The 25,286-nt window shown below is 68.9% G+C and carries 19 protein-coding genes; 7 read left to right on the top strand and 12 right to left on the bottom strand.

The genetic code is table 11. From position 1 onward, the window contains the following. Positions 1 to 77 precede the first annotated feature (77 nt). The 3 genes from ACZ56E_RS27300 to ACZ56E_RS27290 all read left to right on the top strand — a co-directional run bounded on the left by ACZ56E_RS27300 (position 78) and on the right by ACZ56E_RS27290 (position 3,193). Entirely contained in the window at positions 78 to 1,154 is a 1,077-nt protein-coding gene (locus tag ACZ56E_RS27300) for a ParA family protein (protein ID WP_468607273.1), read from the top strand. Next, positions 1,151 to 2,266, top strand: coding sequence for a ParB/RepB/Spo0J family partition protein (locus tag ACZ56E_RS27295; RefSeq protein WP_471218136.1), 1,116 nt, complete (start codon positions 1,151 to 1,153; stop codon positions 2,264 to 2,266). The genes ACZ56E_RS27300 and ACZ56E_RS27295 overlap by 4 nt, the downstream gene beginning before the upstream one ends. A gap of 309 nt (positions 2,267 to 2,575) precedes the next feature. Beyond that, positions 2,576 to 3,193, top strand: a complete 618-nt coding sequence (locus tag ACZ56E_RS27290) for a GNAT family N-acetyltransferase (protein WP_468607269.1) — start codon at positions 2,576 to 2,578, stop codon at positions 3,191 to 3,193. 10 nt (positions 3,194 to 3,203) lie between these two features. Here ACZ56E_RS27290 and ACZ56E_RS27285 read toward each other — a convergent pair whose 3' ends face one another. Further along, positions 3,204 to 4,178 (bottom strand): helix-turn-helix transcriptional regulator, encoded by a 975-nt coding sequence (locus ACZ56E_RS27285; RefSeq protein ID WP_471218134.1) that lies wholly within the window; start codon positions 4,176 to 4,178, stop codon positions 3,204 to 3,206. Positions 4,179 to 4,313: 135 nt separating this feature from the next. Here ACZ56E_RS27285 and ACZ56E_RS27280 point away from each other — a divergent pair, with 135 nt between their 5' ends. Then, entirely contained in the window at positions 4,314 to 4,709 is a 396-nt protein-coding gene (locus ACZ56E_RS27280) for a RidA family protein (protein ID WP_471218395.1), read from the top strand. A 94-nt stretch (positions 4,710 to 4,803) separates the two neighbouring features. On the opposite strand, the gene trxA is transcribed toward ACZ56E_RS27280, so the two are convergent. The 7 genes from trxA to ACZ56E_RS27245 all read right to left on the bottom strand — a co-directional run bounded on the left by trxA (position 4,804) and on the right by ACZ56E_RS27245 (position 14,824). After that, positions 4,804 to 5,136, bottom strand: coding sequence for a thioredoxin (trxA, locus tag ACZ56E_RS27275; RefSeq protein ID WP_471218132.1), 333 nt, complete (start codon positions 5,134 to 5,136; stop codon positions 4,804 to 4,806). 44 nt (positions 5,137 to 5,180) lie between these two features. Next, positions 5,181 to 6,158 (bottom strand): thioredoxin-disulfide reductase, encoded by a 978-nt coding sequence (trxB, locus tag ACZ56E_RS27270; protein ID WP_471218130.1) that lies wholly within the window; start codon positions 6,156 to 6,158, stop codon positions 5,181 to 5,183. A gap of 172 nt (positions 6,159 to 6,330) precedes the next feature. Continuing rightward, complete coding sequence (locus ACZ56E_RS27265; protein ID WP_471218128.1) at positions 6,331 to 7,281, bottom strand: anti-sigma factor family protein; 951 nt, start codon at positions 7,279 to 7,281, stop codon at positions 6,331 to 6,333. Then, positions 7,278 to 8,012 (bottom strand): RNA polymerase sigma factor SigM, encoded by a 735-nt coding sequence (gene sigM, locus ACZ56E_RS27260; RefSeq protein WP_471218126.1) that lies wholly within the window; start codon positions 8,010 to 8,012, stop codon positions 7,278 to 7,280. The genes ACZ56E_RS27265 and sigM overlap by 4 nt, the downstream gene beginning before the upstream one ends. A gap of 42 nt (positions 8,013 to 8,054) precedes the next feature. Further along, a complete protein-coding gene (locus tag ACZ56E_RS27255) occupies positions 8,055 to 9,767 on the bottom strand; it encodes a protein kinase family protein (RefSeq protein WP_471218124.1) in 1,713 nt (570 codons plus the stop codon). Positions 9,768 to 9,885: 118 nt separating this feature from the next. Beyond that, positions 9,886 to 12,369, bottom strand: a complete 2,484-nt coding sequence (gene murJ / locus ACZ56E_RS27250; protein ID WP_471218123.1) for a murein biosynthesis integral membrane protein MurJ — start codon at positions 12,367 to 12,369, stop codon at positions 9,886 to 9,888. A gap of 46 nt (positions 12,370 to 12,415) precedes the next feature. After that, complete coding sequence (locus ACZ56E_RS27245) at positions 12,416 to 14,824, bottom strand: DUF6049 family protein (protein WP_471218121.1); 2,409 nt, start codon at positions 14,822 to 14,824, stop codon at positions 12,416 to 12,418. A 237-nt stretch (positions 14,825 to 15,061) separates the two neighbouring features. On the opposite strand from ACZ56E_RS27245, the gene ACZ56E_RS27240 reads away from it, so the two are divergent. Further along, positions 15,062 to 16,528 carry a CCA tRNA nucleotidyltransferase gene (locus tag ACZ56E_RS27240; RefSeq protein WP_471218119.1) on the top strand — a complete coding sequence of 489 codons (1,467 nt, stop codon included), beginning with the start codon at positions 15,062 to 15,064 and terminating at the stop codon, positions 16,526 to 16,528. 137 nt (positions 16,529 to 16,665) lie between these two features. On the opposite strand, the gene ACZ56E_RS27235 is transcribed toward ACZ56E_RS27240, so the two are convergent. From ACZ56E_RS27235 to ACZ56E_RS27220, 4 genes are all read right to left on the bottom strand, one after another. Then, positions 16,666 to 17,160 carry an LppU/SCO3897 family protein gene (locus tag ACZ56E_RS27235; RefSeq protein WP_471218117.1) on the bottom strand — a complete coding sequence of 165 codons (495 nt, stop codon included), beginning with the start codon at positions 17,158 to 17,160 and terminating at the stop codon, positions 16,666 to 16,668. Positions 17,161 to 17,274: 114 nt separating this feature from the next. Continuing rightward, positions 17,275 to 18,531, bottom strand: a complete 1,257-nt coding sequence (locus tag ACZ56E_RS27230) for an MFS transporter (RefSeq protein ID WP_471218115.1) — start codon at positions 18,529 to 18,531, stop codon at positions 17,275 to 17,277. Between the two features lie 79 nt (positions 18,532 to 18,610). Next, positions 18,611 to 19,693, bottom strand: coding sequence for an inositol-3-phosphate synthase (locus tag ACZ56E_RS27225; RefSeq protein WP_471218113.1), 1,083 nt, complete (start codon positions 19,691 to 19,693; stop codon positions 18,611 to 18,613). A 60-nt stretch (positions 19,694 to 19,753) separates the two neighbouring features. Next, the gene (locus ACZ56E_RS27220) at positions 19,754 to 20,440 is read right to left on the bottom strand and encodes a PadR family transcriptional regulator (RefSeq protein ID WP_398301818.1); all 687 of its coding nucleotides are present in this window, start codon (positions 20,438 to 20,440) and stop codon (positions 19,754 to 19,756) included. 384 nt (positions 20,441 to 20,824) lie between these two features. On the opposite strand from ACZ56E_RS27220, the gene ACZ56E_RS27215 reads away from it, so the two are divergent. Then, positions 20,825 to 23,611, top strand: coding sequence for a transglycosylase domain-containing protein (locus tag ACZ56E_RS27215; protein ID WP_471218111.1), 2,787 nt, complete (start codon positions 20,825 to 20,827; stop codon positions 23,609 to 23,611). 101 nt (positions 23,612 to 23,712) lie between these two features. Next, positions 23,713 to 25,236 (top strand): glycosyltransferase family 87 protein, encoded by a 1,524-nt coding sequence (locus tag ACZ56E_RS27210; protein WP_471218109.1) that lies wholly within the window; start codon positions 23,713 to 23,715, stop codon positions 25,234 to 25,236. The last annotated feature ends 50 nt before the right edge of the window (positions 25,237 to 25,286 follow it).

Raw genomic sequence — 25,286 nt, 5'->3', positions numbered from 1 at the left:
ATAAGGGCACGGAGTTGTCCACAGAGGTGGATTCATCCACAGAAGACCGGGCCTCGCTGGTTCACGACCCTGAAAGCATGGGAGGCTCTGTTCACTGCGAGCCTGATGTCGAGGAGAGTGAATCGTTGCGGTCCGACGCCAACATCGCGGGACCGATGACCGATCCGGTCCCCGGTCCCCGTACCGAATCGGCGGGGGAGGATGTTTCACGTGAAACACCGCCTCCGATGGACGACACACCCATTGGTCGCGCTGCCCAACTGGCGGTGGAAGCACTCGGCCGCGCAGGCGAGGGCCTGCCCCGCCCCGAGCAGACCCGCGTCATGGTGGTCGCCAACCAGAAGGGCGGGGTAGGAAAGACGACGACCACCGTCAATCTCGCCGCCTCGCTCGCCCTGCATGGCGCCCGCGTCCTGGTGATCGACCTCGACCCGCAGGGCAACGCCTCTACAGCTCTCGGTATCGACCACCACGCCGAAGTGCCGTCCATCTACGACGTACTGGTCGAGAGCAAGCCGCTCGCCGGGGTCGTTCAGCCGGTGCCCGATGTCGAGGGTCTCTTCTGCGCCCCGGCCACCATCGATCTCGCCGGTGCGGAGATCGAGCTCGTGTCGCTTGTCGCACGGGAGAGCCGACTGCAGAGGGCGATCCAGGCGTACGAGCAGCCGCTGGACTACATCCTCATCGACTGCCCGCCGTCGCTGGGCCTGCTGACGGTCAACGCCATGGTGGCCGGCGCGGAGGTGCTGATCCCCATCCAGTGCGAGTACTACGCACTGGAAGGGCTCGGCCAGCTCCTGCGCAACGTCGACCTGGTGCGGGGGCACCTCAACCCGAACCTGCATGTGTCGACGATCCTGCTCACCATGTACGACGGCAGGACCCGGCTCGCCTCGCAGGTGGCGGACGAGGTGCGCAACCACTTCGGCGACGAGGTCCTGCGGACGAGCATCCCGCGGTCGGTCCGTATCTCCGAGGCCCCGAGCTACGGCCAGACGGTGCTCACCTACGATCCAGGATCGAGCGGCGCCCTCTCGTACTTCGAAGCAGCACGCGAGATCGCGCTGCGCGGAGTCGGAGTGCGCTACGACGTCCAGCACGCCCACATGGGCGCTCAGAACGACCAGCACAGCATGACGGAGGGGATGCAGTGAGTGAGCGACGCAGAGGACTGGGGCGAGGCCTCGGTGCCTTGATCCCTGCAGCCCCGACGGAGAAGCAGGCCCCGCAGAGTGCGAGTGGAGCCTCCACGTCTCCCTCGGCGGTGCCGGTGCTGACGGCCGAGCGAGGGGTGGCGGCCGCGAAGGTGACGGCACTCCCGCAGAGCTCTGTTTCACGTGAAACAGTGGAGCAGCCGCAGCAAGCCGCGGAGACGCCGGAGAGCCAGTCAGTGGCCGGCGCGTACTTCGCCGAGCTGCCGCTCGACTCCATCTCCCCCAACCCGCAGCAGCCGCGAGTGGTCTTCGATGAGGACGCTCTCGCCGAGCTGGTGACCTCCATCAAGGAGGTCGGCCTTCTCCAGCCGGTCGTCGTACGGCAGCTGGGCCCCGCGCGCTACGAGCTCATCATGGGCGAGCGGCGCTGGCGGGCCTGCCGGGAGGCGGGCCTGGAGCGCATCCCCGCCATCGTGCGGGCCACGGATGACGAGAAGCTCCTCCTGGACGCGTTGCTGGAGAACCTGCACCGCGCCCAGCTGAACCCGCTGGAAGAGGCCGCCGCTTACGACCAGCTGCTCAAGGACTTCAACTGCACGCACGACCAGCTGGCGGACCGCATCGGCCGGTCCCGCCCGCAGGTCTCCAACACCCTGCGTCTGCTGAAGCTTTCGCCGACGGTGCAGAACCGGGTCGCGGCCGGAATTCTCTCCGCGGGGCACGCCCGAGCGCTGCTTTCCGTCGAGGACTCGGAGGAGCAGGACCGGCTCGCCCACCGGATCGTGGCCGAGGGGCTCTCGGTGCGTGCCGTCGAGGAGATCGTGACCCTCATGGGGTCGCGGCCGCAGCGCGCTCCGAAGGCGAAGGGGCCGCGTGCCGGTGCCCGGCTGTCGCCGGCGCTGAGCACCCTCGCCACCCGGCTCTCCGACCGGTTCGAGACCAGGGTGAGGGTGGACCTGGGCCAGAAGAAGGGGAAGATCGTCGTTGACTTCGCCTCTCTCGAGGACCTGGAGCGCATCCTCAGCACGCTGGCTCCGGGCGAGGGCCCGGTCCTGAAGAACGGGCTGGCCGAAGACGATTCGGACGAGGCCGCCGAGGGCGACAAGGCCTGACCCGCAGAGGCAGCAGCGCCGCGAAAGCGGGCCGTGTCCGGTCTGTACCGGAACACGGCCCGCTCTTTGCTTTCTGGCGGTTTCGATGCAATCTCATCGTGGATACGATGCGTTCAGGTATGGCGCATCCACCTGACGGCACCTCATTGGGGAGGCGGGGGCCATGCGATCGATGAGCCGCACCGGACTGATGACAGCGGGCCTCGGGCTGGGAGCGGTCGGCGGCTTCGTCGGCAGCCTGCTCAGGGAACGCAGCGCGCTCACAGCCGCCCGCAGTGCGGCGGCCGATGGAAGTGAGGAACCGCCTTCATGGGGCGTCGGCTCGTACCGCTCACACTGGACAACCTCCCGGACCTTCCCGAGCGTTGCCGGACCTGCGTCTTCTGGGAGCTGGACCCGGTCAGTGGCGAAGCGGCGGTAAAGGCAGGAACTCCGGACCTGGAGAAGGAGGCGTGGATCTCCGCCGTCCTCCTGGAGTGGGGCTCCTGCGGTCGTGTCGTCTACGTGGACGACGTACCGGTGGGCTTCGTGCTCTACGCGCCTCCGGCGTACGTCCCCCGCTCCACGGCGTTCCCCACGAGCCCCGTGTCGCCGGATGCCGTTCAGCTGATGACAGCGTCGATCATGCCCGGCTACCAAGGTCAGGGGCTCGGGCGGGTGATCGTGCAGACCGTCGCGAAGGATCTGCTGCGCAGAGGGTTCAAGGCGATCGAGGCCTTCGGGGACGCGCGGTGGGAGAAGCCGGCGTGCGTGCTGCCCGCGGATCATCTGCTGGCCGTGGGCTTCAAGACGGTCCGCCCACACCCCTCCTATCCGCGGCTGAGGCTCGAACTGCGAACGACGCTCTCCTGGAAGGAAGACGTCGAGCTGGCCCTCGACCGGCTGCTGGGAGCGGTGCAGAAGGAGCCCGTGCTCCGGCCACTGTGAACCGAGAACGTCAGGCAGGCGTCCCGTAGTGCGTGGCCATCGCGGCGGCCCGCTCGCGCAAGGTCGTGCGCAACGACTCGGGGGCCAGGGCTTCCGCGTCCGCGCCGGCCTGCCACAGCGCCCATTCGGCGTGACGTGCGTCCTGGTAGGTCACCCTCAGCCGCAGCCAGCCGTCCGCTTCGGGTTCTTCCGCGCGGATGGCCAGTGCGGTGTCCACCAACTCGTCGTGCCGGGCTGGGTGCACCCGCACCAGCACGGTGACGTGGTCGCTGTCGGCGAGGAACCGGGCAGAACGGTCTCGCCAGATCCGGTCCAGGTCGACCTGCTCCGGTCGCTGTGCGGTTTCGGGGAGCTCCTCGGCGGCCGAGATCCGTGACAGCCGGTAGGTGCGGTCCGCGCCGGATCTCGTGGCCAGCAGATAGGCCCGGTCGCGAACGGTGACCAGGCCGATCGGGTCCACCGTGCGCCACTGGGGCGCCTGGCCGGTGGCCGCGTACTGGATGCGCAGCTTGCGCCCTGCGAGCACCGCACGCCGAACCTGGATCATCGTGCTGCCGGCCACCTCCTCGGAGACCAGCCGCCGTGAGAGCAGGTCGGTCTCGGGGTCCACGAGGAAGCGCTGGGCCGCGTCACTCGCAGCGGTCCGGTGGCCTTCGGGCAGTGCGTCGACCACCTTCCGCATGGCCGAGGCGAGCGCCGAGCTGAGGCCGAACACCTGCTCACCGCGCCCCGAACCGGCCGTCAGCAAGGCAAGGGCCTCATCGTGGTTGAGACCGGTGAGCTCGGTCCGGAAGCCGGGTGACAGAGCGAAACCGCCGTGCCGACCGCGCTCGGCGTAGACCGGGACGCCGGCCGTGGACAGCGCCTCGATGTCGCGCAGCACAGTGCGGGTGGATACCTCCAGCTCGCGGGCGAGCGTGTCCGCGGTCAGCCGACCTCGCTGACGCAGCAGCAGCACCAGCGAGACCAACCGGTCGGCGCGCATGCGGGAACGTTATCGAAATACGTGACTGAGGGTGTCATGAATTGTTGCGAGGCTCTGTGGCACGACGTCGAAGCCGACGGCTGACGAGCCGATGGCCGTACGTACTCCCGTGATGCGAATGGAGTTGCCGTGGCAATGGAACGAACGGCGATCAACCCGGTGACGTGGTCGGTCGAGATGGGGTTCAACCAGGGGGAAGCCGTCTTCGGGCACACTCGGACGCTGTTCATCTCGGGGCAGACCGCGATGAGTGGCGAAGGCAAGCCCCAGCATGAGGGCGACATGGCGGCACAGTTGGCGCTGAGCGTCGACAACCTGGAGGCGGTGCTCGGCGAGGCTGGCATGTCTCTCGCGAACCTCGTCCGGCTCAACGTCTACACGACCGACGTCGACCTGCTCTTCCAGCATTACGGCGTACTGGCAGGGCGGCTGGGAGCCGCCGCGGTGGCACCGACCACCACCATGCTCGGAGTGGTTCGGCTGGCGATCCCGGGCCAGCTGGTCGAGCTTGAGGGGACAGCCGTCGCGTGATGCGACATCGCCGAGGATCCGGCCGCTGAAAGGCGAATGGACCAGCCCCGCGGGGACTGGTCCATTCGTGTTTCACGTGAAACATCGCCACCGACTACTCGGCGATGAAGTCCGCCAGATCCCTCTCGATGGCCGCCTTCGGCTTGGCGCCGACGATGGTCTTGGCGACCTCGCCGCCCTGGTAGACGTTCAGGGTCGGGATCGACATGACGCCGTACTTGGCGGCCGTGCCGGGGTTCTCGTCGATGTTGAGCTTGACGATCTTGATCTTGTCGCCGTGCTCAGCGGCGATCGCCTCCAGGGAGGGGGCGATCTGACGGCACGGGCCGCACCAGGCGGCCCAGAAGTCCACCAACACGGGCTTGTCGCTCTTGAGGACGTCTTCCTCGAAGGAGGCGTCCGTCACGTTTTCCAGGTTGCCGGCCACTGCGGGCTCCTCTTTTCTCGGGGTGGTGCGGGGTGGAGTGAAGATCAGACGCTGGCGATCGGCGTCTTCTCGGGCTCAGGGGCCTCGGCGTCGGACAGCGCCGCCAGGAAGCGCTCGGCGTCGAGAGCGGCGGAGCAGCCGGTACCAGCCGCGGTGATCGCCTGACGGTAGGTGTGGTCGACCACGTCACCGGCGCCGAAGACACCGGTCAGGTTCGTCCGGGTCGAGGGCGCGTCGACCTTCAGGTAGCCCTCGTCGTCCAGCTGCAGCTGACCCTTGAAGAGCTCCGTGCGCGGGTCGTGGCCGATCGCGATGAACAGGCCCGTCACCGGCAGCTCGGACGTCTCGCCCGTCTTCAGGTTGCGGAGCGTCAGACCGGAGAGCTTCTGCTCGCCCTTGATCTCGGCGATCTCGCTGTCCCAGATGAACTTGATCTTCGGGTCGGCGAAGGCACGCTCCTGCATCGCCTTGGAGGCGCGGAGGGTGTCGCGGCGGTGCACGATCGTCACGGACTTGGCGAAGCGCGAGAGGAAGGTGGCCTCCTCCATCGCGGTGTCACCGCCGCCGATCACGGCGATGTCCTGGTCCTTGAAGAAGAACCCGTCGCAGGTGGCGCACCAGGAGACGCCGCGTCCGGAGAGGGCGTCCTCGTTCGGCAGGCCGAGCTTGCGGTGCTGGGAGCCGGTGGTGACGATGACGGTCTTCGCGCGGTGCACGGTGCCGGCGGTGTCCGTCACGGTCTTGATCTCACCGGTGAGGTCGACGGCGACGATGTCGTCGGGCACGAGCTCGGCGCCGAAGCGCTCGGCCTGGGCCCGCATGTTGTCCATGAGCTCGGGGCCCATGACACCGTCCTGGAAGCCGGGGAAGTTCTCCACCTCGGTGGTGTTCATCAGCGCACCGCCGGCGGTGACGGCGCCCTCGAACACCAGCGGCTTCAGCGACGCGCGCGCGGTGTAGAGCGCCGCCGTGTAGCCGGCGGGCCCGGAGCCGATGATGATCACGTTACGGACGTCGGTCACGGCTTGATTCCTCGTCTCTGGGGACTGCTGCGTACTGCTGGCGGGTGCCTGTCTCAGGACTCTCACCCCACCCAACGGATCCTACGGGGCTTGCATTCCCGGACGTGTCCGAGCGCACGGAAGTGTGTCAGGACGAGGAGTGCCATGGGCCACAAGACGGTCGGCCGCGGTGTCAGCTCTGCGGGTAGGCGTGTGTCGCGAGGACCTTGCCCGCGGTGGGCGAGGACTTGCCCACGCAGGCGGCGTCGACGACGTACGCGGACACCTTGTTGCTGTCCGAGTCATGGGGCACCACGACGAGGTAGGCACGCTTGCCCTCGTACGAGCCCTCTTCGGCGGCGAGTGGTGTCTTGGCCCCGATGCCGCGCTGGATGCAGTCCGGCACCTGGGCCGCTCGCAGCGGGGCGGGCTTCTTGGGGGACTGCGGGCTGGAGCGGGTGTCGATCTCCCCGGTCTCCTTGACGGAGTTCTTCTTGAGGAGATCCGCGACGCGGCCTTCGAGCTTTCCTTCGGAGAAGGAGTTCGCCGTGTCCCGCCGCTCCGGAGGCGTTCCGGCCGTGCCTCCGGAGTCGCCGCCCATGGTCTGGATCAGCAGGGTGCCGAGGCCGATGGCGGCCGCGGTGAAGACGGCGCCGAGCACGGCGGTGCGTCGACGTGTGGGACGCAGGCGGCTGCCGCGCCCCGGACCGGTGGCCGCACGGGAATGTCCTGAGGGGCGGTCTCCGGCTCCGGGCCGGGTGGAAGTGGGCGTTGTTTCACGTGAAACATGCGCGGCGGCGGGCGCCGACTGGGAAGGGGACGAAGAAGCAGCGACGGCCACGGGCTCGGACACCGGGTCCTCGGAAGAAAGGCCTTCGGGGCTGGTGGAGTCCAGCAGCGCTTCGGCGGCCAGTGCCGCGTCGATGCGTCCGGCGACATCGTCGGGCATGCGCGGCGGGCCCGGCAGCGTGCCGAGCATGCTTCGGATCTCCTCCAGAGAGGCGTAGACGTCGGCACAGAGCTCGCAGCTGTCCAGGTGCCGTCGCACGTCGCTCGTGCGTGCAGGGGGGAGCAGGCCTTCGGTCAGATCGGAGATCTCGGCGACGTCCGGGTGCCCGCCCGCCGAGTCGGTCGCGGTTGTCACGCTCGCCCACCTCCGCCCTTCACGGCAGCTGAATCGCTTGGTCCTGTGTCGCGTGGCCCTGCTGCCGGTGGGACGGATGCCCCCTGCGTCCGGTTCCTTCCCGAGCCGGGCTTCTCGCTCCCCTCTTCGGCGCCGCCGTTCTCGTCGCGTGGAGGCGGCCCCGCACGCAGATGAGTGAGCAGTGGCAAGAGTCTGGCTCTGCCGCGCGCGCAGCGGCTCTTGACCGTGCCCGTGGGGATGTCGAGGACGCGGGCGGCCTCGGCCACGGGGTAGCCCTGCATGTCGACCAGTACGAGAGCGGCGCGCTGGTCGTGAGGGAGGGTGCCGAGGGCCTCCAGGAGCTCCCGGTGGAGGTCGCCCCGCTCGACCGGAGCCGCAGCCGACTCCTCCGGCTCCAGGAGCTGCTCGAGGCGCTCGGTGTCGTCGATCGGCGAGGTCTTGCGCGAGGCGGCCTTGCGCGCCCTGTCGAGGCAGGCGTTCACGGTGATGCGGTGCAGCCACGTCGTCACGGCGGACTGGCCCCGGAACGTGTGCGCCGCGCGGTAGGCGGAGACCAAGGCGTCCTGCACCGCGTCAGCGGCCTCCTCGCGGTCCCCGAGCGTGCGCAGCGCGACGGCCCACAGCCGGTCGCGGTGGCGCCGCACCAGCACGCCGAAGGCGTCCTTGTCGCCGGCGACATGAGCGGCGAGGAGGTCCTGATCGCTCAGGTCACCGTGCGCGGCACTGTCCACCGTCGAACCCCCTCCCCCAGTGAGCTGTGGCGGGCCGATCCCTCAGCCCTTGAGCTGCACGTCCTTGATGGCTTGCTTGTACCCCGCCCCGATGTACCCGTCGACGCCGGAGTACGGGACCTCGGTCACCCAGAGGAGCACGTACTGCGACTTCACGGCCTTCTTGGCCTTGATCTTCGCGGTGGTGCCGGACGTGGTGGCGGTGCCGATCTTCTTCATGGACTTGATGTCCGTCGAGGGCGACAGCGAATCCGTGGCGTACAGCGAGACCGTGGTGCGGTCGCCGCCGTACAGAAGGGATACGGACGCCTCGGAGACCTCTTGCTCCGAGCCGAGGTCGTAGACGATACCGACACCCGGCTTGTACGGGGCGAGCGGCGGCCCCTCCTTGAAGGTCTTCGTGCGCCAGAGCGAGGCACTGTTCTTGTCGAAGGTACGGGTGACGTTCTCCGGGTCCTGGGCGTAACCCTCCAGGACGAGCTCCTGGCCGTGCTTGATACTGATCGGCTTCTTGGGCTTGGGCTGTCCCTTGTCGCCGCCCGTCGTGGTGTTCGTCTTGCCCGGGTCGCTGGACTTCTCGCGCTCCATCAGGGCGTCCGCCAGCTGCCAGCTGCCGAGGCCGAGCGCGGCGATGAGCAGCGCGGAGACGCCCCACTTGAGGACCCTGCCGGTACGGCTCTGCAGCGGGGGCGGCGGGGTGGGCACGGGCTGAGTGATCCCGGGGTGTGCCGCGGGGCGGCCGTAGGTGCCCTGCTGGTACGTGGTGCGCTGGTACTCGGGCGGTGCGGTGAACGCGGGCTCCGGCGGGCGGATGCGGGGCATCTCACCGATGGCCTTCACCAGTTCCTCCGGCGTGGTGCACGGAGGTTCCTGGCGTGAAGCGGTCGCGCCGTCGTTGACGAGCGCGCGCATGGCGAGCTCCGACAGGCCCCGGTGGACGCCGGCGCGCACCTGGTCGGGGGCGATGAGCCCGACGCCCTTGGGCAGTCCGGAGAGGCCGTACGCGTCGTCCTCGTACGGCCAGCGCTGGGTCAGGGCGGCGTACAGGAGAGCGCCGATCGCCTCCGTGTCCGTGCGCTGCGGGGTCTCGGAGCTGATGCCGCGCAGCGCGGCGTTCACGGCGAGGCCGCGGATGCGGTACTGGCCCGTGGAGGTGCGCAGCACGGCGCTCGGAGTGAGCCGCAGATGCGCGAGGCCCTCACGGTGCGCGGCGGCCATGGCCTGGGAGACCTGGCTGACGAGCTGGTAGGCGTCGTGTGCCTCGAGCGGGCTCGCGGCGAGGACCGCGGTGAGCTCCGTGGCGTCCGGGAGCCACTCGTGGACGACGTAGACGAGTTCGTTCTCCTCGACGGCGTCCAGTACCTGTACGAAGCGCGGGTCGCCGAGCAGCGCCGACGAACGGGCCGCCGCGAGGACCGAGCGGGCCCGCGGATGGTCGGCGGGCAGGAGGTGCACGCCGACAGCCCGGCGCAGCTTCTCGTCGACCGCACGCCAACTGCTGAAACCGTCCAGACGGGTGACGCACTCTTCGAGCCGATAGCGTCTGGCGAGCTTGTGGCCACTGTGCAGTTCTGGGGGTGAGGACGCCCTCGGGCTCGTGGACCTGTCTGTCTCCGCCGCCTCTTCGTCTGCTGCCGTGTCCCGCTCCCGGGTCTGGGCCTCCCCGTCGGCCGTGGGCTGCTCCGCCTTGGCGGTCAGCGGCTCGTCACCGCTGTTGTCTGCCACGTCGACGGCAGCCGTGCTCCGTTCTGCCACCGTCGTTCCTGCCTCCCCATCCATTGCGCTTCGTCGGACGCCAAAGCCAATTGTGCCCACAGTCCGGCGCTATGCACGACACACGGTCGCCGACGATGGTTGTGCGAGCCTGCCGATCTCACCGACCGAGACGGCCGCGGACCATGCCGACCATGGAGTTGAGCTCCTCGATACGCATGCGCTTCGCGGCGACGAAGTAGACACCGAGCAGGACGACACCGCCCGCGACCAGTGCGGCCAGCGAACCGACCACTCCCTGTCCGAGGGCCTGCGTGATCGCGTACGCGGCACCGCCGCCGAGGAGCGCCGCGGGCAGCGAGGCGATACCGAGCCTGGCATACGTACGCAGGACGCGAGAGCCGTCCAGGTCGCCGCCGAGCCGCTTCCGCAGCCGCCGCCATGCGACGCCCACGCCGATGGCGTACGCGAGGCCGTAGACGGCCGCCATGCCGGTGACGGCCCAGCGGGTCGGCAGAACGAAGTAGCAGGCCGCGGAGGCGGCGGCGTTCACGGCGGCGACGATGACCGTGTTGTAGAACGGCGTCCGCGTGTCCTCGTAGGCGTAGAAGGCACGCAGCACGACGTACTGCACGGAGTAGGGGATCAGGCCGAGGCCGAACGCCATCAGCATGAAGCCCATGTTGGTGGCCTGCGGGCTGCCCGAGGAGCCGAAGATCAGGGTGCACATCGGGATGCCGAGCGCGACGAACCCGAAGGCGATCGGCACGATCGCGACAGCCGTCGTGCGCAGTCCCTGGGAGATGTCGTCACGGACGGAGCCGGTGTCACCGTCGTTCGCGGAGCGGGACAGCCTCGGCAGCAGGGCCGCCATCAGGGAGACCGTGATGATGGCCTGCGGGAGCCCCCAGATGAGCTGGGCGTTGGCGTAGGCGGAGAAACCGATGCCGCTCGTCGAGGGAAGGTCGACCGTGGCTGCGGTGGCCAGCTGGGTGACGACGAGGGCGCCGGCCTGGTTCGCCAGCACGAACAGGATGGTCCACTTGGCGAGCTTGGCGGCCTTGCCCAGGCCCTGGCCCTTCCAGTCGAAGCGCGGACGCAGCTTGAAGCCGGTCTCCCGCAGGTACGGGATCATCGCCAGGGCCTGCACGACGAGACCGAGCAGGACACCGAAGCCGAGGAGGCGCTCGGCCTCCGGCGGGATGCTCCTGACGTTCATGCCGGACGTCTCGGCCGTGCCGTAGACCCAGATGAACATGCCGAGCGTGGCGATGATGACGATGTTGTTGAGGACCGGCGTCCACATCATCGCGCCGAATTTCCCGCGGACGTTGAGGATCTGGCCCATCACCACGTGGATGCCCATGAAGAAGATCGAGGGCAGGAAGTAGCGCAGCAGGGTGGTGCCGACGTCGGTCGCCGCCGCATTGTCGGCGACCGGTACCGACATCACCCGCACGAGTTGCGGGGCCAGCACGATGCCGAGGACGGTGAGCGCGGCGAGCGCCACCGTGACGAGGGTCAGCAGGCGGTTGGCGTACGCCTCGCCGCCGTCCTCGTCCTCCTTCATGGAGCGCACCAGCTGCGGCACGAACACCGAGTTGAGGCCGCCGCCCACGGTGAGGATGTAGATCATCGTGGGGATCTGGTAGACGACCTGGAACGTGTCGCCGAGCAGACCGACGCCGAGCGCCGAGACGATCAGGGCGGAGCGGATGAAGCCGGTGAGCCGCGAGACCAGGGTGCCCGCGGCCATGAGCGCGCTGGACTTCAGCAGGCTCGCCGCGCGGCCGCCGGACTTGGCGGCGGGCGCCGGCGCGGCCGCCTGGGCGGGAGCGGGTGCGGGTGCGGGAGCGGCTGCCGGGCCCGGTACGAGCGGCTGCTCGGCGGCGGGCGGGTAACCCCCGTCGACGGGCTGCTGGTAGCCGTTGCCCTGCTGGTAGTCGTCCCCCTGCTGATAGCCGTGGCCCTGTTGGTAGGCGTTTCCCTGGGGGTAGCCGGCGCCCTGTTGGTAGCCGCTCTGCTGATAGCCGCCTTGCTGGTACTCGCCCTGCGGGTGCTGGCCCTGGGGGTACTCGCCCTGCGGGTACTGGCCTTGTTGGTAGCCGCCCTGCTGATAGCCGCTCTGCTGGTACTCGTCCTGCTGGTAGGCGCCCTGCTGACCGCCGTAGCCACTGGCCTGCTGGTCGCGGAAGAGGTGAGCGAAGGCGTCCGGCTCGTGGTACTCCTCGCCGGCCTGGGTGACCAGGTCGTCGACGCCCACGAACTGCGTCGTGCGGGCGTCGTCGCCGTAAGGGAGATGCCGGGTCGGCCCCTCCGGCTCGGGGGCCGGGGGCTGGGCCCACACGCGCGGGTCGGGGGCGTGCTCCGGGGTGGGCGGCTGGGCGTAGAGCGGCTGCTGCTGATAGGTGCCGGGCGGTGGCGGGGGATGCGCCGCGCGGTCGTAGAGCGCCTCGGTCACCGGGTCCTGGGCCGAGAGGTCCTGCGCCCGGTAGGGGTCCTGGTCGTAGGCGTCCTGGAGATACACGTCCGGCGCCGGCTGCGGCGGCACCTGCCCGTGCTCGGGGGAGCCGGGCGGCGGGCCTTCGGACGAGGCGGAACCGCCCGCGCCCTGGCCACGGTCACCGTCGTACGGCGCGTTCATGGTTACCCCACCTCATCGTCCCCGGGCCCACCGGCCACGACATCGCTCAACGGTCCACTCTCTCACCCGTGCCCGACGGGCCGGTGCTTTCGGGAGCGGTGTCCGGCGTCGGGTCACTCGGCTGCTCGGGGTCGGCCGCCGCGGGTCCGCTGCCGGACTCGCCGTCGGGGCCCGCCTCCGGGTCTTCACCCGACTCCTGCTCGGGATCCTGGCCCGGGCCTTCCTGGGCCTGCTTGCGGGCCGCCCGCTTGCGCTGGGTGTACATCCGGAACCCGGCGAGCACGAGCAGTAGGAGACCGCCCGCGATGACGAGCATCACGGTGAGGGTGACCTCGGTGACGTTGACGTCGAAGCGCACGACGTCTCCGTAGGGCTTGCCGTCCTCCGTGTAGAGACGCGCGTACACCGGGACGGGGCCGTTGGCGTTGGCGGTGGTCGTGAACTTCACGGACTGGGAGTGGCCGCCCGCGATCTTGATCGGCTTCTCTTCGAACTGCCCGCCGCCGATCTTCAGGCGTGTGGGGTTCTGCGAGTACAACCGCAGAACGAGATGGTCGACGCCCTGCACGAGGTTGTTCTGCACCGATACGGGGATGGTGGCGCTGCGGCCGGACAGCTTCGCGTCGGACCTCCTGATCAGGCTCACCTGCTTGGTGAGATTCCTCAGGTAGCTCTTGACGCTGTCCTGGTAGGCCGTCGCCTCCACCGCGTGACCCCGCCAGGAGGTCGACATCCCCCGGTCTATGGCCCGCCCGAAGGGGGTCACCACGCGGTCCTTCTCGGTGAGGATGACCTGGAAGCTCTCCAGCTGACTCTGGGTGGCCTGGATGGTCGCGAAGGACTTGCGCGGCAGCTCCTGCTTGCGCAGCGAGGCGGGATACGACCCGGCCGACGGCACCTGGGTGGTCGCCTGCGGGTCCGGCTTGGCCTTGGCGGCGGCGGTCAGACTCTCGGACTGCGACCACTTTCCGTCGGAGAGGGCGCTCAGCGCCTTCTCCATGGCCTGGGCCTGGCTGACGGAGGGCATGCGCTGCGGCGCGACGACGATGCTCCGCTGGTTGTCCGGGTCCTGCAGGTTGATCATGAGGCTCTGGGCGAGGAACTCCTGGACGGCGAGCGTGGAGTTCCCGGCGTCCGTCATGTCGCCCTGGAAAGCGGTGGAGAGGCGGGAGTCGGCCACCACGGCAGTCGTGCCGCCGCCGATGGGCCGGGCCGCGGTCGGCGAGTACGACAGGCCGCCGGTCTCACGAAGGCTGTCGCTGCGGGCGATCACCGTATGAGCGCCCGCGGACGTGGCGACGTCGACGATCGACGGATCGACCGCCCCGTCGGCGGGCCACGCGAAGTCCGTGGTGGGCTTCACCTGAAGGATCGTCTTCACCGTGCTGGCGCCGACCTCGGTGGCTTCCTTGAGGTGCCCGAGAGAGCCACCGACCGCCTTGCCGGTGTGGGCGAGGGACGCGAGGTCGGGGTCGGCGAAGGGCAGCGCGACGACCTTCTTGCCCTTGACGGCGGCCTGGAGGTCGTTGAGCCACTGATTGGCGACGGACTGGTGCTTGCCCGCCCTGCTCGTCTTCCCGTCGGGGTTCTCGATCCGGTAGCTCTTCGTCATGGCCTCGACCGAGGCGAGCAGGTCCGGATCGATGACCCACGTGACGTCATGGCGGCTGCCGAGGGACAGGAGCTGCTCCAGGCGACCGCCCGGGGCGAGCTCGTCGGCCAGGTCGTCGTTCTTGAAGACGGGCGTCTGCTGGTCGTCGGACCCGGTCTTCGCCGTGAGGTGGGTGGAGGTGGTGAGCGGCCACAGATACGTGGTCTTCGTCTTTGTGCCGGCGGCGTCGGGCTGCCACGGCAGGAAAGTGCGCTCGATGCCGAGCACCTGGGGGTAGGGCTGGGCGGCGCTCTGCCCGGTGAGGGCGACACCCAGCTGGTACACGCCGTGGGTGCCGAGGGACAGTGCCTTCACCGGTACGGAGATGCTGAAGTCCTGCCGCACCCCCGGTGCGAGCCTGGAGATCTTCTCGACGTACTTCCCGCCGATCTCCCTGCCCTCGGCCCCCGGCTGGAAGCCCGTGCGCTTCGCCGCGCTGTCGATGGCGCTGCGGCTGTTGAGCGGAGTGCCGACGCGCAGGCCGACCTGGGCGCCGGTCACCGTCTGCCTGCCGTTGTTGGTGACGGTGCCCGAAACGGTGAGGGTGTCGCCCTCGCCGGGAGCGGTGGGAGTGAGCGAGTCCAGGGACACGTCGACGGTACGAGAGCCGGTGGCGTCGGCCTTGGCGCTCTGCACGGCCGTGCCTGCCGGTGTGCCCGGCGCGGCGGCCTGCGCCACGGGCCCTGCCGGGGCCTGCAGGAGGCCGGCCAGCAATGGGGTACCCACCAGCAGTGCTGCGGTGCGCCGCAGCCACCGGCGGGCAGGTGAGGGGCTTGTCCCCGGGAAGTCTGCCGCCTCGGCCACGCGTTCGCCCGTCCCTCGTCGTCAGTGGTCGTCGGTTGTGCGTCCACGCATGGTAACGATGCGCGCTGTGGCGAAGTGCCGCGGACTGCTCCACGTGATCAGAAGCGGGCCGCTCCAAGTGATCAGAAGCGCACCGCTCCATGTCAGGAGGCGGGCGGAAGCGGCGGTACGAGCCCTGTGGGGCCGGGCGGGAATCGGGTCGGCCGCGGGCGCCCGGGGCACGTACCCTTTTCTGTTGTGCCGAACGCCAATGAAGAGAACCCCAGCGCACTGAGCCAGGTGCAGCGCCGCGCGGTCAGCGAACTGCTCCGTGTGTCCCCGGTCGCGGACGACCTCGCCCGCCGTTTCCAGGAGGCCGGGTTCTCCCTCGCCTTGGTCGGCGGTTCGGTCAGGGACGCCCTTCTGGGCCGGCTCGGCAACGACCTGGACTTCACGACCGACGCCCGCCCCGAGGACGTACTGAAGATCGTCCGGCCGTGGGCCGACGCGGTGTGGGAGGTCGGGATCGCCTTCGGCACGGTCGGCAGCCAGAAGGACGCCCGCGTCGGAGACGCCGATCTGAGCTTCCAGGTCGAGGTCACGACGTACCGCTCGGAGGCGTACGACAGGACCTCGCGCAAGCCCGAGGTGTCCTACGGCGACTCCATCGAGGAAGACCTCGTGCGCCGTGACTTCACGGTGAACGCGATGGCCGTGGCGCTCCCCGAGAAGGAGTTCGTCGACCCGCACGGTGGTCTCGAGGACCTGGCGGAGCGTGTCCTGCGCACCCCCGGCACCCCCGAGGAGTCCTTCTCGGACGACCCGCTGCGCATGCTGCGGGCCGCACGGTTCGCCGCTCAGCTGGACTTCGAGGTGGCGCCGGACGTCGTCGCCGCGATGAAGGCGATGGCCGAGCGCATCGACATCGTCTCCGCGGAGCGGGTCCGCGACGAATTGAACAAACTGATCCTCTCCGCACACCCGCGCAAGGGCCTCGCCCTCCTCGTGGAGACGGGCCTCGCCGAGCGGGTCCTGCCCGAGCTGCCGGCGCTGCGTCTGGAGCGGGACGAGCACCACCGCCACAAGGACGTGTACGACCACTCGCTGATCGTCCTCGAGCAGGCGATGGCCCTGGAGACGGACGGCCCCGACCTGACGCTGCGGCTCGCTGCGTTGCTGCACGACATCGGCAAGCCGCGGACACGGCGCTTCGAGAGTGACGGCCGCGTCTCCTTCCACCACCACGAGGTGGTCGGCGCCAAGATGGTCAAGAAGCGGATGACCGCGCTCAAGTACTCCAACGAGCTCGTGAAGGACGTCTCACGCCTGGTCGAGCTCCACCTGCGCTTCCACGGCTACGGCACCGGAGAGTGGACGGACTCGGCCGTACGCCGCTACGTACGCGACGCGGGCCCGCTCCTGGAACGCCTGCACAAGCTGACCCGCTCGGACTGCACGACACGCAACAAGCGCAAGGCGAACGCCCTGTCGCGTGCGTACGACGGCCTGGAGGAGCGCATCGCCCGCCTCCAGGAGCAGGAGGAGCTGGACTCCATCCGCCCCGACCTCGACGGCAACGCCATCATGGAGATCCTGGACGTGGGCCCGGGCCCGGTGATCGGCAAGGCCTACAAGTTCCTGCTGGAGCTGCGCTTGGAGAACGGGCCGATGGAGCGGGAGGCGGCGGCTGCGGCGCTCAAGGAGTGGTGGGCCGCGCAGGACTGAGACGGGTCGCAGGTCTGAGACGGGTCGGCGGGTGCTTCACGGTTTCACGTGAAACATCCGCGAGCCCGCACCGCGCATACGCCGAGGGGCGTTGTTTCACGTGAAACCGTGAAACAACGCCCCTCGGCGGTCTGTTACTAGGCCTTCTTCAGGCAGAGCACGACGTCGTGGCCCTTGCCCTGCTGGTAGTAGGCGATCTCGGAGGTCTTGACGGCCTCGCACTTGGTGCTGTCGCTGGTGCCGTCGAACTTCTCGACGACCTTGAACTCGGAGTCGCTCGAGGAGCAGTCGACCTCCTTGAGCTCCGGCGAGAACTGCGTGCCTTCGTTGTGCATGCAGCTGCCGACCGCGGCGGACTCCGCGTCGCTCTTGCCGAGGTACCACTTGCCGACGGCTATGAGGATCGCGACCAGAGCGAAGCCGCCGATGCGCAGGAGCAGCTTCTTGCCGCGCCCGCGGGGAGCAGCCGGCGCCGGGGGAACGGGTCCACCCTGGTTGTAGGGCGTGTACGGCTGCGTCGCGCCGGGCTGACCCTGCTGGGGCGGATAGGGGACCGCCGGGGCCTGCTGGCCATAGGGGTTCTGGCCCTGGGGCGGGTACGGAGCCTGGCCCTGGGGCGGCGGTGTGGTCACTTTGGGGGTCCCCCTCGAACGAGAGCGCGATGGCGCGAATACGACGCCCGTAAGTTATCCGGGTGAGGTGGTATCTCTGAAGCCCAGAGGGGCTCTGTGGCATTGATGTGACACTTATTGCGCGTCAAAACGGGCCATAGCGCCAGCAATTGCTGCGTAGAGCAGGGCCACGCCGACGACCAGCGGAACCGACCGCCCGTCAGGCGGCAGCACCAGCGCGGCCACTCCCGCCGCGCCGACGAACGCGACGTTGAACAGGACGTCGTAGAGGGAGAAGATCCGGCCTCGGAAGCCGTCGGCCACCGCGGACTGCACCACCGTGTCCGTGGCGATCTTCGCGCCCTGGGTCGTCAGGCCGAGGACGAAGGCGGCGATGAGGAGCGGGACGGGCGCGAAGGTGAGGCCGAGGGCCGGTTCGAGGACCGCCGCCGCTCCCGCGCAGGCCACGATCCAGCCACCCGCCCCCAGCCGTCCCACCGCCGCGGGCGTCACCAGGGCCGCCACGAAGAACCCCGCGCCGGAGAACCCCACGGCCAGGCCGAGCAGTGCGAGCCCGTCGGACTCCGTCGACGACCAGGCGTACCGGCAGAGCATCAGGACCATGACCGTCAGCGCGCCGTAGCAGAACCGCAGCACCGTCATCGCGGCCAGCGCGCGGGCGGCCGCGGGACGTTGCAGCAGATGCCGTACCCCCGACCGCAGCCCGCGCGCCGTACCCGCGACGGCCGCCACGAGCCGTGGCTGCACCAGGTCGGGGTCCGGGCCGAGCAGTGCACGGGCCATGCGCAGCGAGGCGAGGGCCGCGCAGAGGTAGAGAACGGCCCCGAGAAGCACCACCGCCGCGTCCGAGTCAGGCCCCACCAGGCGTACGACGAAGGCGAGCCCGCCACCGAGAGTCGCGGCGAGCGTCCCCGCGGTCGGGGAGAGCGAGTTCGCGATGACCAGGCGGTCGGCGTCGACCACTCGCGGCAGCGCGGCCGAGAGCCCGGCCAGGACGAAGCGGTTCACGGCGGTGACGCAGAGGGCGGAGACGTAGAAGAGCCAGTCGGCGACGTCGCTCAGCATCAGCACGGCGGTCACGGACGCCAGGGCGGCCCGCAGGAGATTGCCGTACAGGAAGACCTGGCGGCGCTGCCAGCGGTCGAGGAGGACGCCTGCGAACGGGCCGATCAGTGAGTAGGGAAGGAGCAGCACCGCCATGGCGGAGGCGATCGCTCCAGGTGAGGCCTGCTTCTCCGGGGAGAAGACGACGTAGGTGGCGAGGGCGACCTGATAGACGCCGTCTGCGCCCTGAGAGATCAGCCGTACGGCGAGGAGTCGTCGGAAGTCCCGCAGTCGCAGCAGTATCCGCAGGTCACCGACGACAGCCATGGGGCTAAGCCTCACATACGAGGAGGGTCCCCGGGCGGAATGCCCGGGGACCCTCGACAAGCGACAAGGAGAGAGCTGTTTAGCGCTCGACCTCACCCTTGATGAACTTCTCGACGTTGTCGTAGGCCTCGTCGTCGAAGTACTGGACCGGCGGGGACTTCATGAAGTACGACGACGCGGAGAGGATCGGGCCGCCGATGCCGCGGTCCTTGGCAATCTTCGCGGCGCGCAGGGCGTCGATGATGACACCCGCCGAGTTCGGGGAGTCCCAGACCTCGAGCTTGTACTCCAGGTTCAGCGGGACGTCACCGAAGGCGCGGCCCTCGAGGCGGACGTATGCCCACTTGCGGTCGTCGAGCCACGCGACGTAGTCCGACGGGCCGATGTGGACGTTCTTCTCGCCCAGCTCGCGGTCGGGGATCTGCGAGGTGACGGCCTGCGTCTTCGAGATCTTCTTCGACTCGAGGCGGTCGCGCTCCAACATGTTCTTGAAGTCCATGTTGCCGCCGACGTTCAGCTGCATGGTGCGCTCGAGACGGACACCGCGGTCCTCGAACAGCTTCGCCATGACGCGGTGCGTGATGGTGGCGCCGACCTGCGACTTGATGTCGTCACCGACGATCGGGACGCCGGCCTCGGTGAACTTGTCCGCCCACTCCTTGGTGCCCGCGATGAAGACAGGCAGAGCGTTGACGAACGCGACCTTCGCGTCGATGGCGCACTGCGCGTAGAACTTCGCGGCGTCCTCGGAACCGACCGGCAGGTAGCAGACGAGGACGTCGACCTTGCGGTCCTTGAGGATCTGGACGACGTCGACCGGGGCCTCGGCGGACTCCTCGATGGTCTGGCGGTAGTACAGACCCAGGCCGTCGAGGGTGTGACCACGCTGAACCGTGACGCCCTTGTTCGGCACGTCGCAGATCTTGATGGTGTTGTTCTCGCTGGCACCGATGGCGTCCGAGAGGTCGAGGCCGACCTTCTTCGCGTCGACGTCGAAGGCGGCGACGAACTCGACGTCACCGACGTGATACTCGCCGAACTGGACGTGCATCAGGCCCGGGACCTTCGTGTCCGGGTCGGCGTCCTTGTAGTACTCGACGCCCTGGACCAGCGAGGCGGCGCAGTTGCCCACGCCGACGATGGCTACGCGAACCGAACCCATTCCGGTTGCTCCCTGTGTGATCTCGGTATTTCGGGATGAAACCCCGCGGAACGCTGGGTCTCACTTATTGGGGTCATCGGACGGATCCGGCGGCGGGTTGGTCTCCCGCCGCCGGGGCAGGCCCGTCGACTCCCCAGATGTGCTGTTCTGCTGAGCGGAGCTGCCGGGGGCGGACCGTTGCTGGTCCCGCCCCGCCCGCTCGCTCTCGATGAGCTCGTTCAGCCAGCGCACTTCGCGCTCCACGGACTCCATGCCGTGCCGCTGAAGTTCGAGCGTGTAGTCGTCCAGGCGCTCCCGGGTACGGGCCAGGGAGGCGCGCATCTTCTCCAAGCGCTCTTCGAGACGGCTGCGGCGGCCCTCGAGCACCCGCATCCGCACATCTCGCGAGGTCTGCCCGAAGAAGGCGAAGCGGGCGGCGAAGTGCTCGTCCTCGTACGCGTCGGGGCCGGTCTGCGAGAGCAGGTCCTCGAAGTGCTCCTTACCTTCCGCCGTCAACCGATAGACGATCTTGGCGCGACGCCCCGCGAGCGGAGCCGCCAGGGCGTCTTCGGAGCTGCCGCCCGACTCCTCGATCAACCAGCCGTTGGCGACCAGCGTCTTGAGGCAGGGGTAGAGCGTCCCGTAGCTGAAGGCGCGGAACACTCCCAGCGATGTATTGAGGCGTTTACGCAGCTCATAGCCGTGCATCGGGGACTCTCTGAGCAGCCCGAGGACGGCGAATTCCAGGATGCCGGAGCGCCTGCTCATCTTCGCCTCCCGTCTGCCACGGTCCCTCAGCGGTCCCTCAGTACGGCCTTTATGCCGAGCTGATGTATCGACTCGATACATCGAGACGATAGAACGGCGATCCGGTTGAGACAAGAGGGGGCACGGTGAACGGCGTCACATCACCGATTCGTAGGAAGTAACTTGCCTGTTTTGGGGTGAACTTCGGCTCTACGAGGGTTTTGACGGTGCGTAGTCTGTGCGCCATGCATGCCGCCGGGAACCAAGTGACGCATGAGAGCGTCGTCGTCCCCGGTGTAGTGCGGGTGGGTTCCGGAACGGACGCATCCGCATTTCGGGGGGACCGGAAACCAGCCGCCGTTTCCAGGCGTGGACAGCTGCGCCTGCCCGAGGAGTAATCGTTCGATGAGCGAGCACCGTCGCAAACCGCCGCAGCCGCAGGGCGGCGGACGCGCCGCGGCCAGGCGAGGCGCCCCAGGAGCGCCATCGGGCCGCCGCGCGGCCCCGCGGGGCGATACCGGAGCGCCCTCTTCTTCTTATGGGGCGTCCGGTCCTTCCCATGGGGCGACCGGTTCCGGGTCCCCCGACGAGGGGGGCCGGCCCTACGGCGGCCGCGCCGAGGCCCGGCGTGCCGCGCAGCGCAGCGGTTCCGTCGGCACGGGTGGCAGCCGCCGCAGGGCGCCCGACGGGGGTGGGCGCGGTGCCGGCGGTGGCCGCCGTGGCGGTGGCGGTGCCGGTGGCTCGGGCGGGGCAGGGCGCGGCAGGGGCCGCGGCGCCGAGCCGCCGGGCAAGAAGCGGTTCATCGACTACCCGCGCGCGGGCAAGAGCGGCGCCCGCCGCTGGGTCCCGTCGTGGCGTCTGGTCACCGGCATGTTCATCGGCTTCCTCGGCAGCCTGATGGCCGTCGCCGGCATCGCGTACGCCCTGGTGCAGGTGCCGGAGGTCGACAAGGCGGCCAAGGCCCAGAACAACGTCTACTACTGGGCCGACGGCAAGCAGATGGTCGCGACCGGTGGTGAGCGCAACCGCCAGATCATCGACTACGACGACATCCCGGCGGAGATGCGCTTCGCCGTCATGTCGGCGGAGAACAAGACGTTCGAGAAGGACAAGGGCGTCGACCCGATGGGCATCGCACGTGCCCTGGTCAACATGGCCAAGGGCGGGCAGACCCAGGGTGGCTCGACCATCACCCAGCAGTACGTGAAGAACGCGCGCCTCGGTGATCAGTCGCAGACGTTCAGCAGGAAGTTCAAAGAGCTCTTCATCTCCATAAAGGTCGGCCGCCAGGTCTCCAAGGAAGACATCATGGCGGGTTACCTCAACACCGCCTATTACGGGCGTGGGGCCTACGGCATCCAGGCCGCCGCGCGGGCGTACTTCGGCAAGGAAGCCAGCGAGCTGGACCCCAGCCAGTGCGCTCTCCTGGCGACGGTGCTCAAGGGCGCCACGTACTACGACCCGGCCGGCTATCCCGAGATCGACCCCGCCGCCAACAAGGACGACAACACCGCCCGCGCCAAGAAGCGCTGGAAGTGGATCCTCGACGAGGAGGTCAAGGACGGCCACCTGACCGAGGAGCGGCGGGCCAAGTACACGGCGTTCCCCAAGCTGCAGAACCCGCGCTCGAACGTGGACCTGGCAGGCCAGACCGGTTACCTCGTGGACCTGGCCAAGGCGTACGTCATCAGGAACACCAACATCACCGCCGAGCAGCTCCAGCAGGGTGGATACGAGATCCACACGACCTTCGACAGGACGAAGGTCAAGGAGCTCGAGAAGGCGGTGAACAAGGTCCGCAAGGACAAGATCAAGCCGAAGCTGCGTCCGGAGAAGGACACGCACGTCCAGTTCGGCGGCGCCTCCGTGGACCCGAAGGACGGCGCGATCAAGGCCATCTACGGCGGTGAGGACGCGACCAAGCACTTCACCAACAACGCGGACCAGACCGGTGCCCAGGTCGGTTCGACCTACAAGCCCTTCGTGCTGGCCGCCGCCTTCAAGTACGGCGTGCGCAATCCCGACGGCCCGGAGCAGCAGTCCGAGATCGAGCGCACCATCGTCAACCCGAAGAGCCTGTACAGCGGCAAGAACGAGCTCAAGATCCAGAAGTACAACGGGCAGGTCTGGACGGACCGCGACGGCAAGCAGTGGAACCAGAAGAACGACGGAAACCAGTCGTACAACCCTCCCAGCTACCAGATCGATCTCCGTGAGGCGATGAGGGAGTCGGTCAACTCGGCCTATGTGCAGCTCGGCATGGACGTCGGCCTGGAGAAGGTGAAGGAGGCCGCCATGGACGCCGGCCTCAAGGACGACAGCTCCATGGCCGGTGCCACCTACCCGTCCTTCTCGCTCGGCACCTCGTCGCCGAGCGCCATCCGGATGGCCGGGGCGTACTCCACCTTCGCGGCGAGCGGCAAGCAGAACGAGCCGTACTCGGTCACGGAGGTCGAGCACGAGGGCGACACGGTCTACCGGCACGAGAAGGAGACCAAGCAGGCCTTCGACGCGGAGGTCGCCGACAACGTCACCGACGTGCTGCGCACCGTCGTGGACAAGGGCACGGGTACCTCGGCCCAGCTCTCCGGCCGTCAGGTCGCCGGCAAGACCGGTACGACCGACGGCAACAAGTCGGCCTGGTTCGTCGGCTACACCCCGCAGCTGTCGACGGCGGTGAGCATGTACCGGCTCGACGACGACGAGACCAACAAGAAGCGCAAGTTCCTGGAGATGTTCGGCACGGGCGGCGAGAAGAAGATCCACGGAGCCTCGTTCCCCGCGCAGATCTGGCAGGACTACATGGAGCAGGCGCTCAAGGGCAAGCCCGTGCAGAACTTCCCGGTGCCCGGGCCGATCGGCAAGGTGGTAGGCGAGACTCCGCCCCCGCCGCCGTCCCCGACGGAGACCGAGGAGGAGCCGGAGAAGACGACGTCACCGACGCCCACGGAGTCCGAGTCCTCGAAGCCTCCGACGAAGTCGCCGGACCCCGAGGAGTCCTGTGATCCGCTGGACTGGGACTGCAACGAGGACGGCGGTCAGGAGAACGGTGGTGGTGGTGCCGCCGACGGCGGTGTCGACGGCGGTTCCGGTGGGGAGTCGCCACCGCCGACGGACGACCCGGCCGGTGGCGGAGCCAACCACGGCAACCAGAACGGTGGCGGTGGCTTCATCTCCGGCCCGAGGGGCTGAGCCGGTCCCGCAGGGATGTTTCACGTGAAACGAGGGCCGTCGCACCGATGGGTGCGGCGGCCCTCTCCGTGTTCTCAGTCGCGTACGGCAGGATGGCGGGCATGCCCAGTGCAGACCCCAGCGCAGAGACGCCGCGCACGAGCGCGTACGAGCCTGTGAGCCAGGAGCCGGAGCCGGTACGGCCCACGAGGGAGGACGAGGTCGCCCGGGCCGGCAGCGAGCTGATCGGCGGTCCGGTCGGCCGGAGAGTGCTGTTCGCGGCGACGTGGTGGACTCCCGTGCGCGTCATCGCACTCGTCGCGCTCGGGATGTTCGCACTCGGAATGATCCAGAAAATGCCGTGCTACAACGGCGCGTGGTTCTTCGGAGCGAGCTCGCAGTACACGCACGCGTGTTACTCCGACATCCCGCACCTCTACCAGGGACGCGGCTTCGCCGACGGTCTCGTGCCGTACTTCGACAAGCTGCCCGGCGACATGGAGTACCTCGAGTACCCGGTCCTCACCGGCGTGTTCATGGAAGTGGCCTCCTGGGTCACTCCCGGCAGCGGCTCCATCCAGCACCAGGAAAAGATCTACTGGATGGTCAACGCCGGGATACTGATGGCCTGCACCGCGGTCATCGCCGTGTGCGTCGCGCGCACCCATCGGCGCCGCCCCTGGGACGCGCTGCTCGTCGCTCTCGCCCCGGCCTTCGCGCTGACGGCCACCATCAACTGGGACCTCCTCGCCGTGGCTCTCACGGCCGCCGCGATGCTGATGTGGGCACGCGCGCGTGCGCTGGCTTTCGGTGTGCTCCTCGGCCTCGCGACGGCCGCCAAGCTGTATCCCGTGCTCATCCTCGGGCCGCTGCTCATCCTGTGCTGGCGGGCGGGCAGATGGCGGGCGTTCGGGACCGCGCTGCTCGGGACGGCGGGCGCCTGGCTGCTCGTGAACCTGCCGGTGATGCTGCTCGCGAGCGACGGCTGGTCGAAGTTCTACACGTTCAGCCAGGAGCGCGGCGTCGACTTCGGGTCCTTCTGGCTGATCCTCTCCCAGCGCATGGACTCTCCGCTGACCACCGACACGGTGAACACCCTGGCGGCAGTGATGATGCTCCTCGCCTGCCTGGGCATCGGCGCGCTCGGCCTCATGGCACCGCGTCGCCCGCGCTTCGCGCAGCTCGCCTTCCTGGTGGTCGCGGCCTTCATCCTCACCAACAAGGTCTACTCGCCGCAGTACGTCCTGTGGCTGATTCCCCTCGCCTCGCTCGCCCGGCCGCGCTGGCGCGACTTCCTGGTCTGGCAGGCGTGCGAGGTCGTGTACTTCCTCGGGATCTGGATGTACTTGGCGTACACGACGAGCGGAGACGCCCACAAGGGCCTGCCGACCGAGGGCTACCAACTGGCCATCGCCGTCCATCTCTTGGGAACGCTGTACCTGTGTGCCGTGGTCGTACGCGACATCCTGCTGCCGGAGCGGGACGTGGTGCGGCAGGCCGGTGACGACGACCCCTCAGGGGGTGTTCTGGACGGGGCTCGGGACGTCTTCGTCCTGGGGGCCGAGGGGCGTGCGGCACGGACCGCGATGCGCTCCGCCGATGCGCCCGTCGTGCGGTGGGGCTCGTCGACCGATCTCTCACGCTGAGGCTGTCGAAGGGCGCCCTGTGCGTCCGTTCGCCCTGAGCGAACACGTAC

The sequence above is a fragment of the Streptomyces sp. NPDC039480 genome, assembly GCF_055597165.1.
This window is presented reverse-complemented; position numbering and strand designations above follow the sequence as displayed.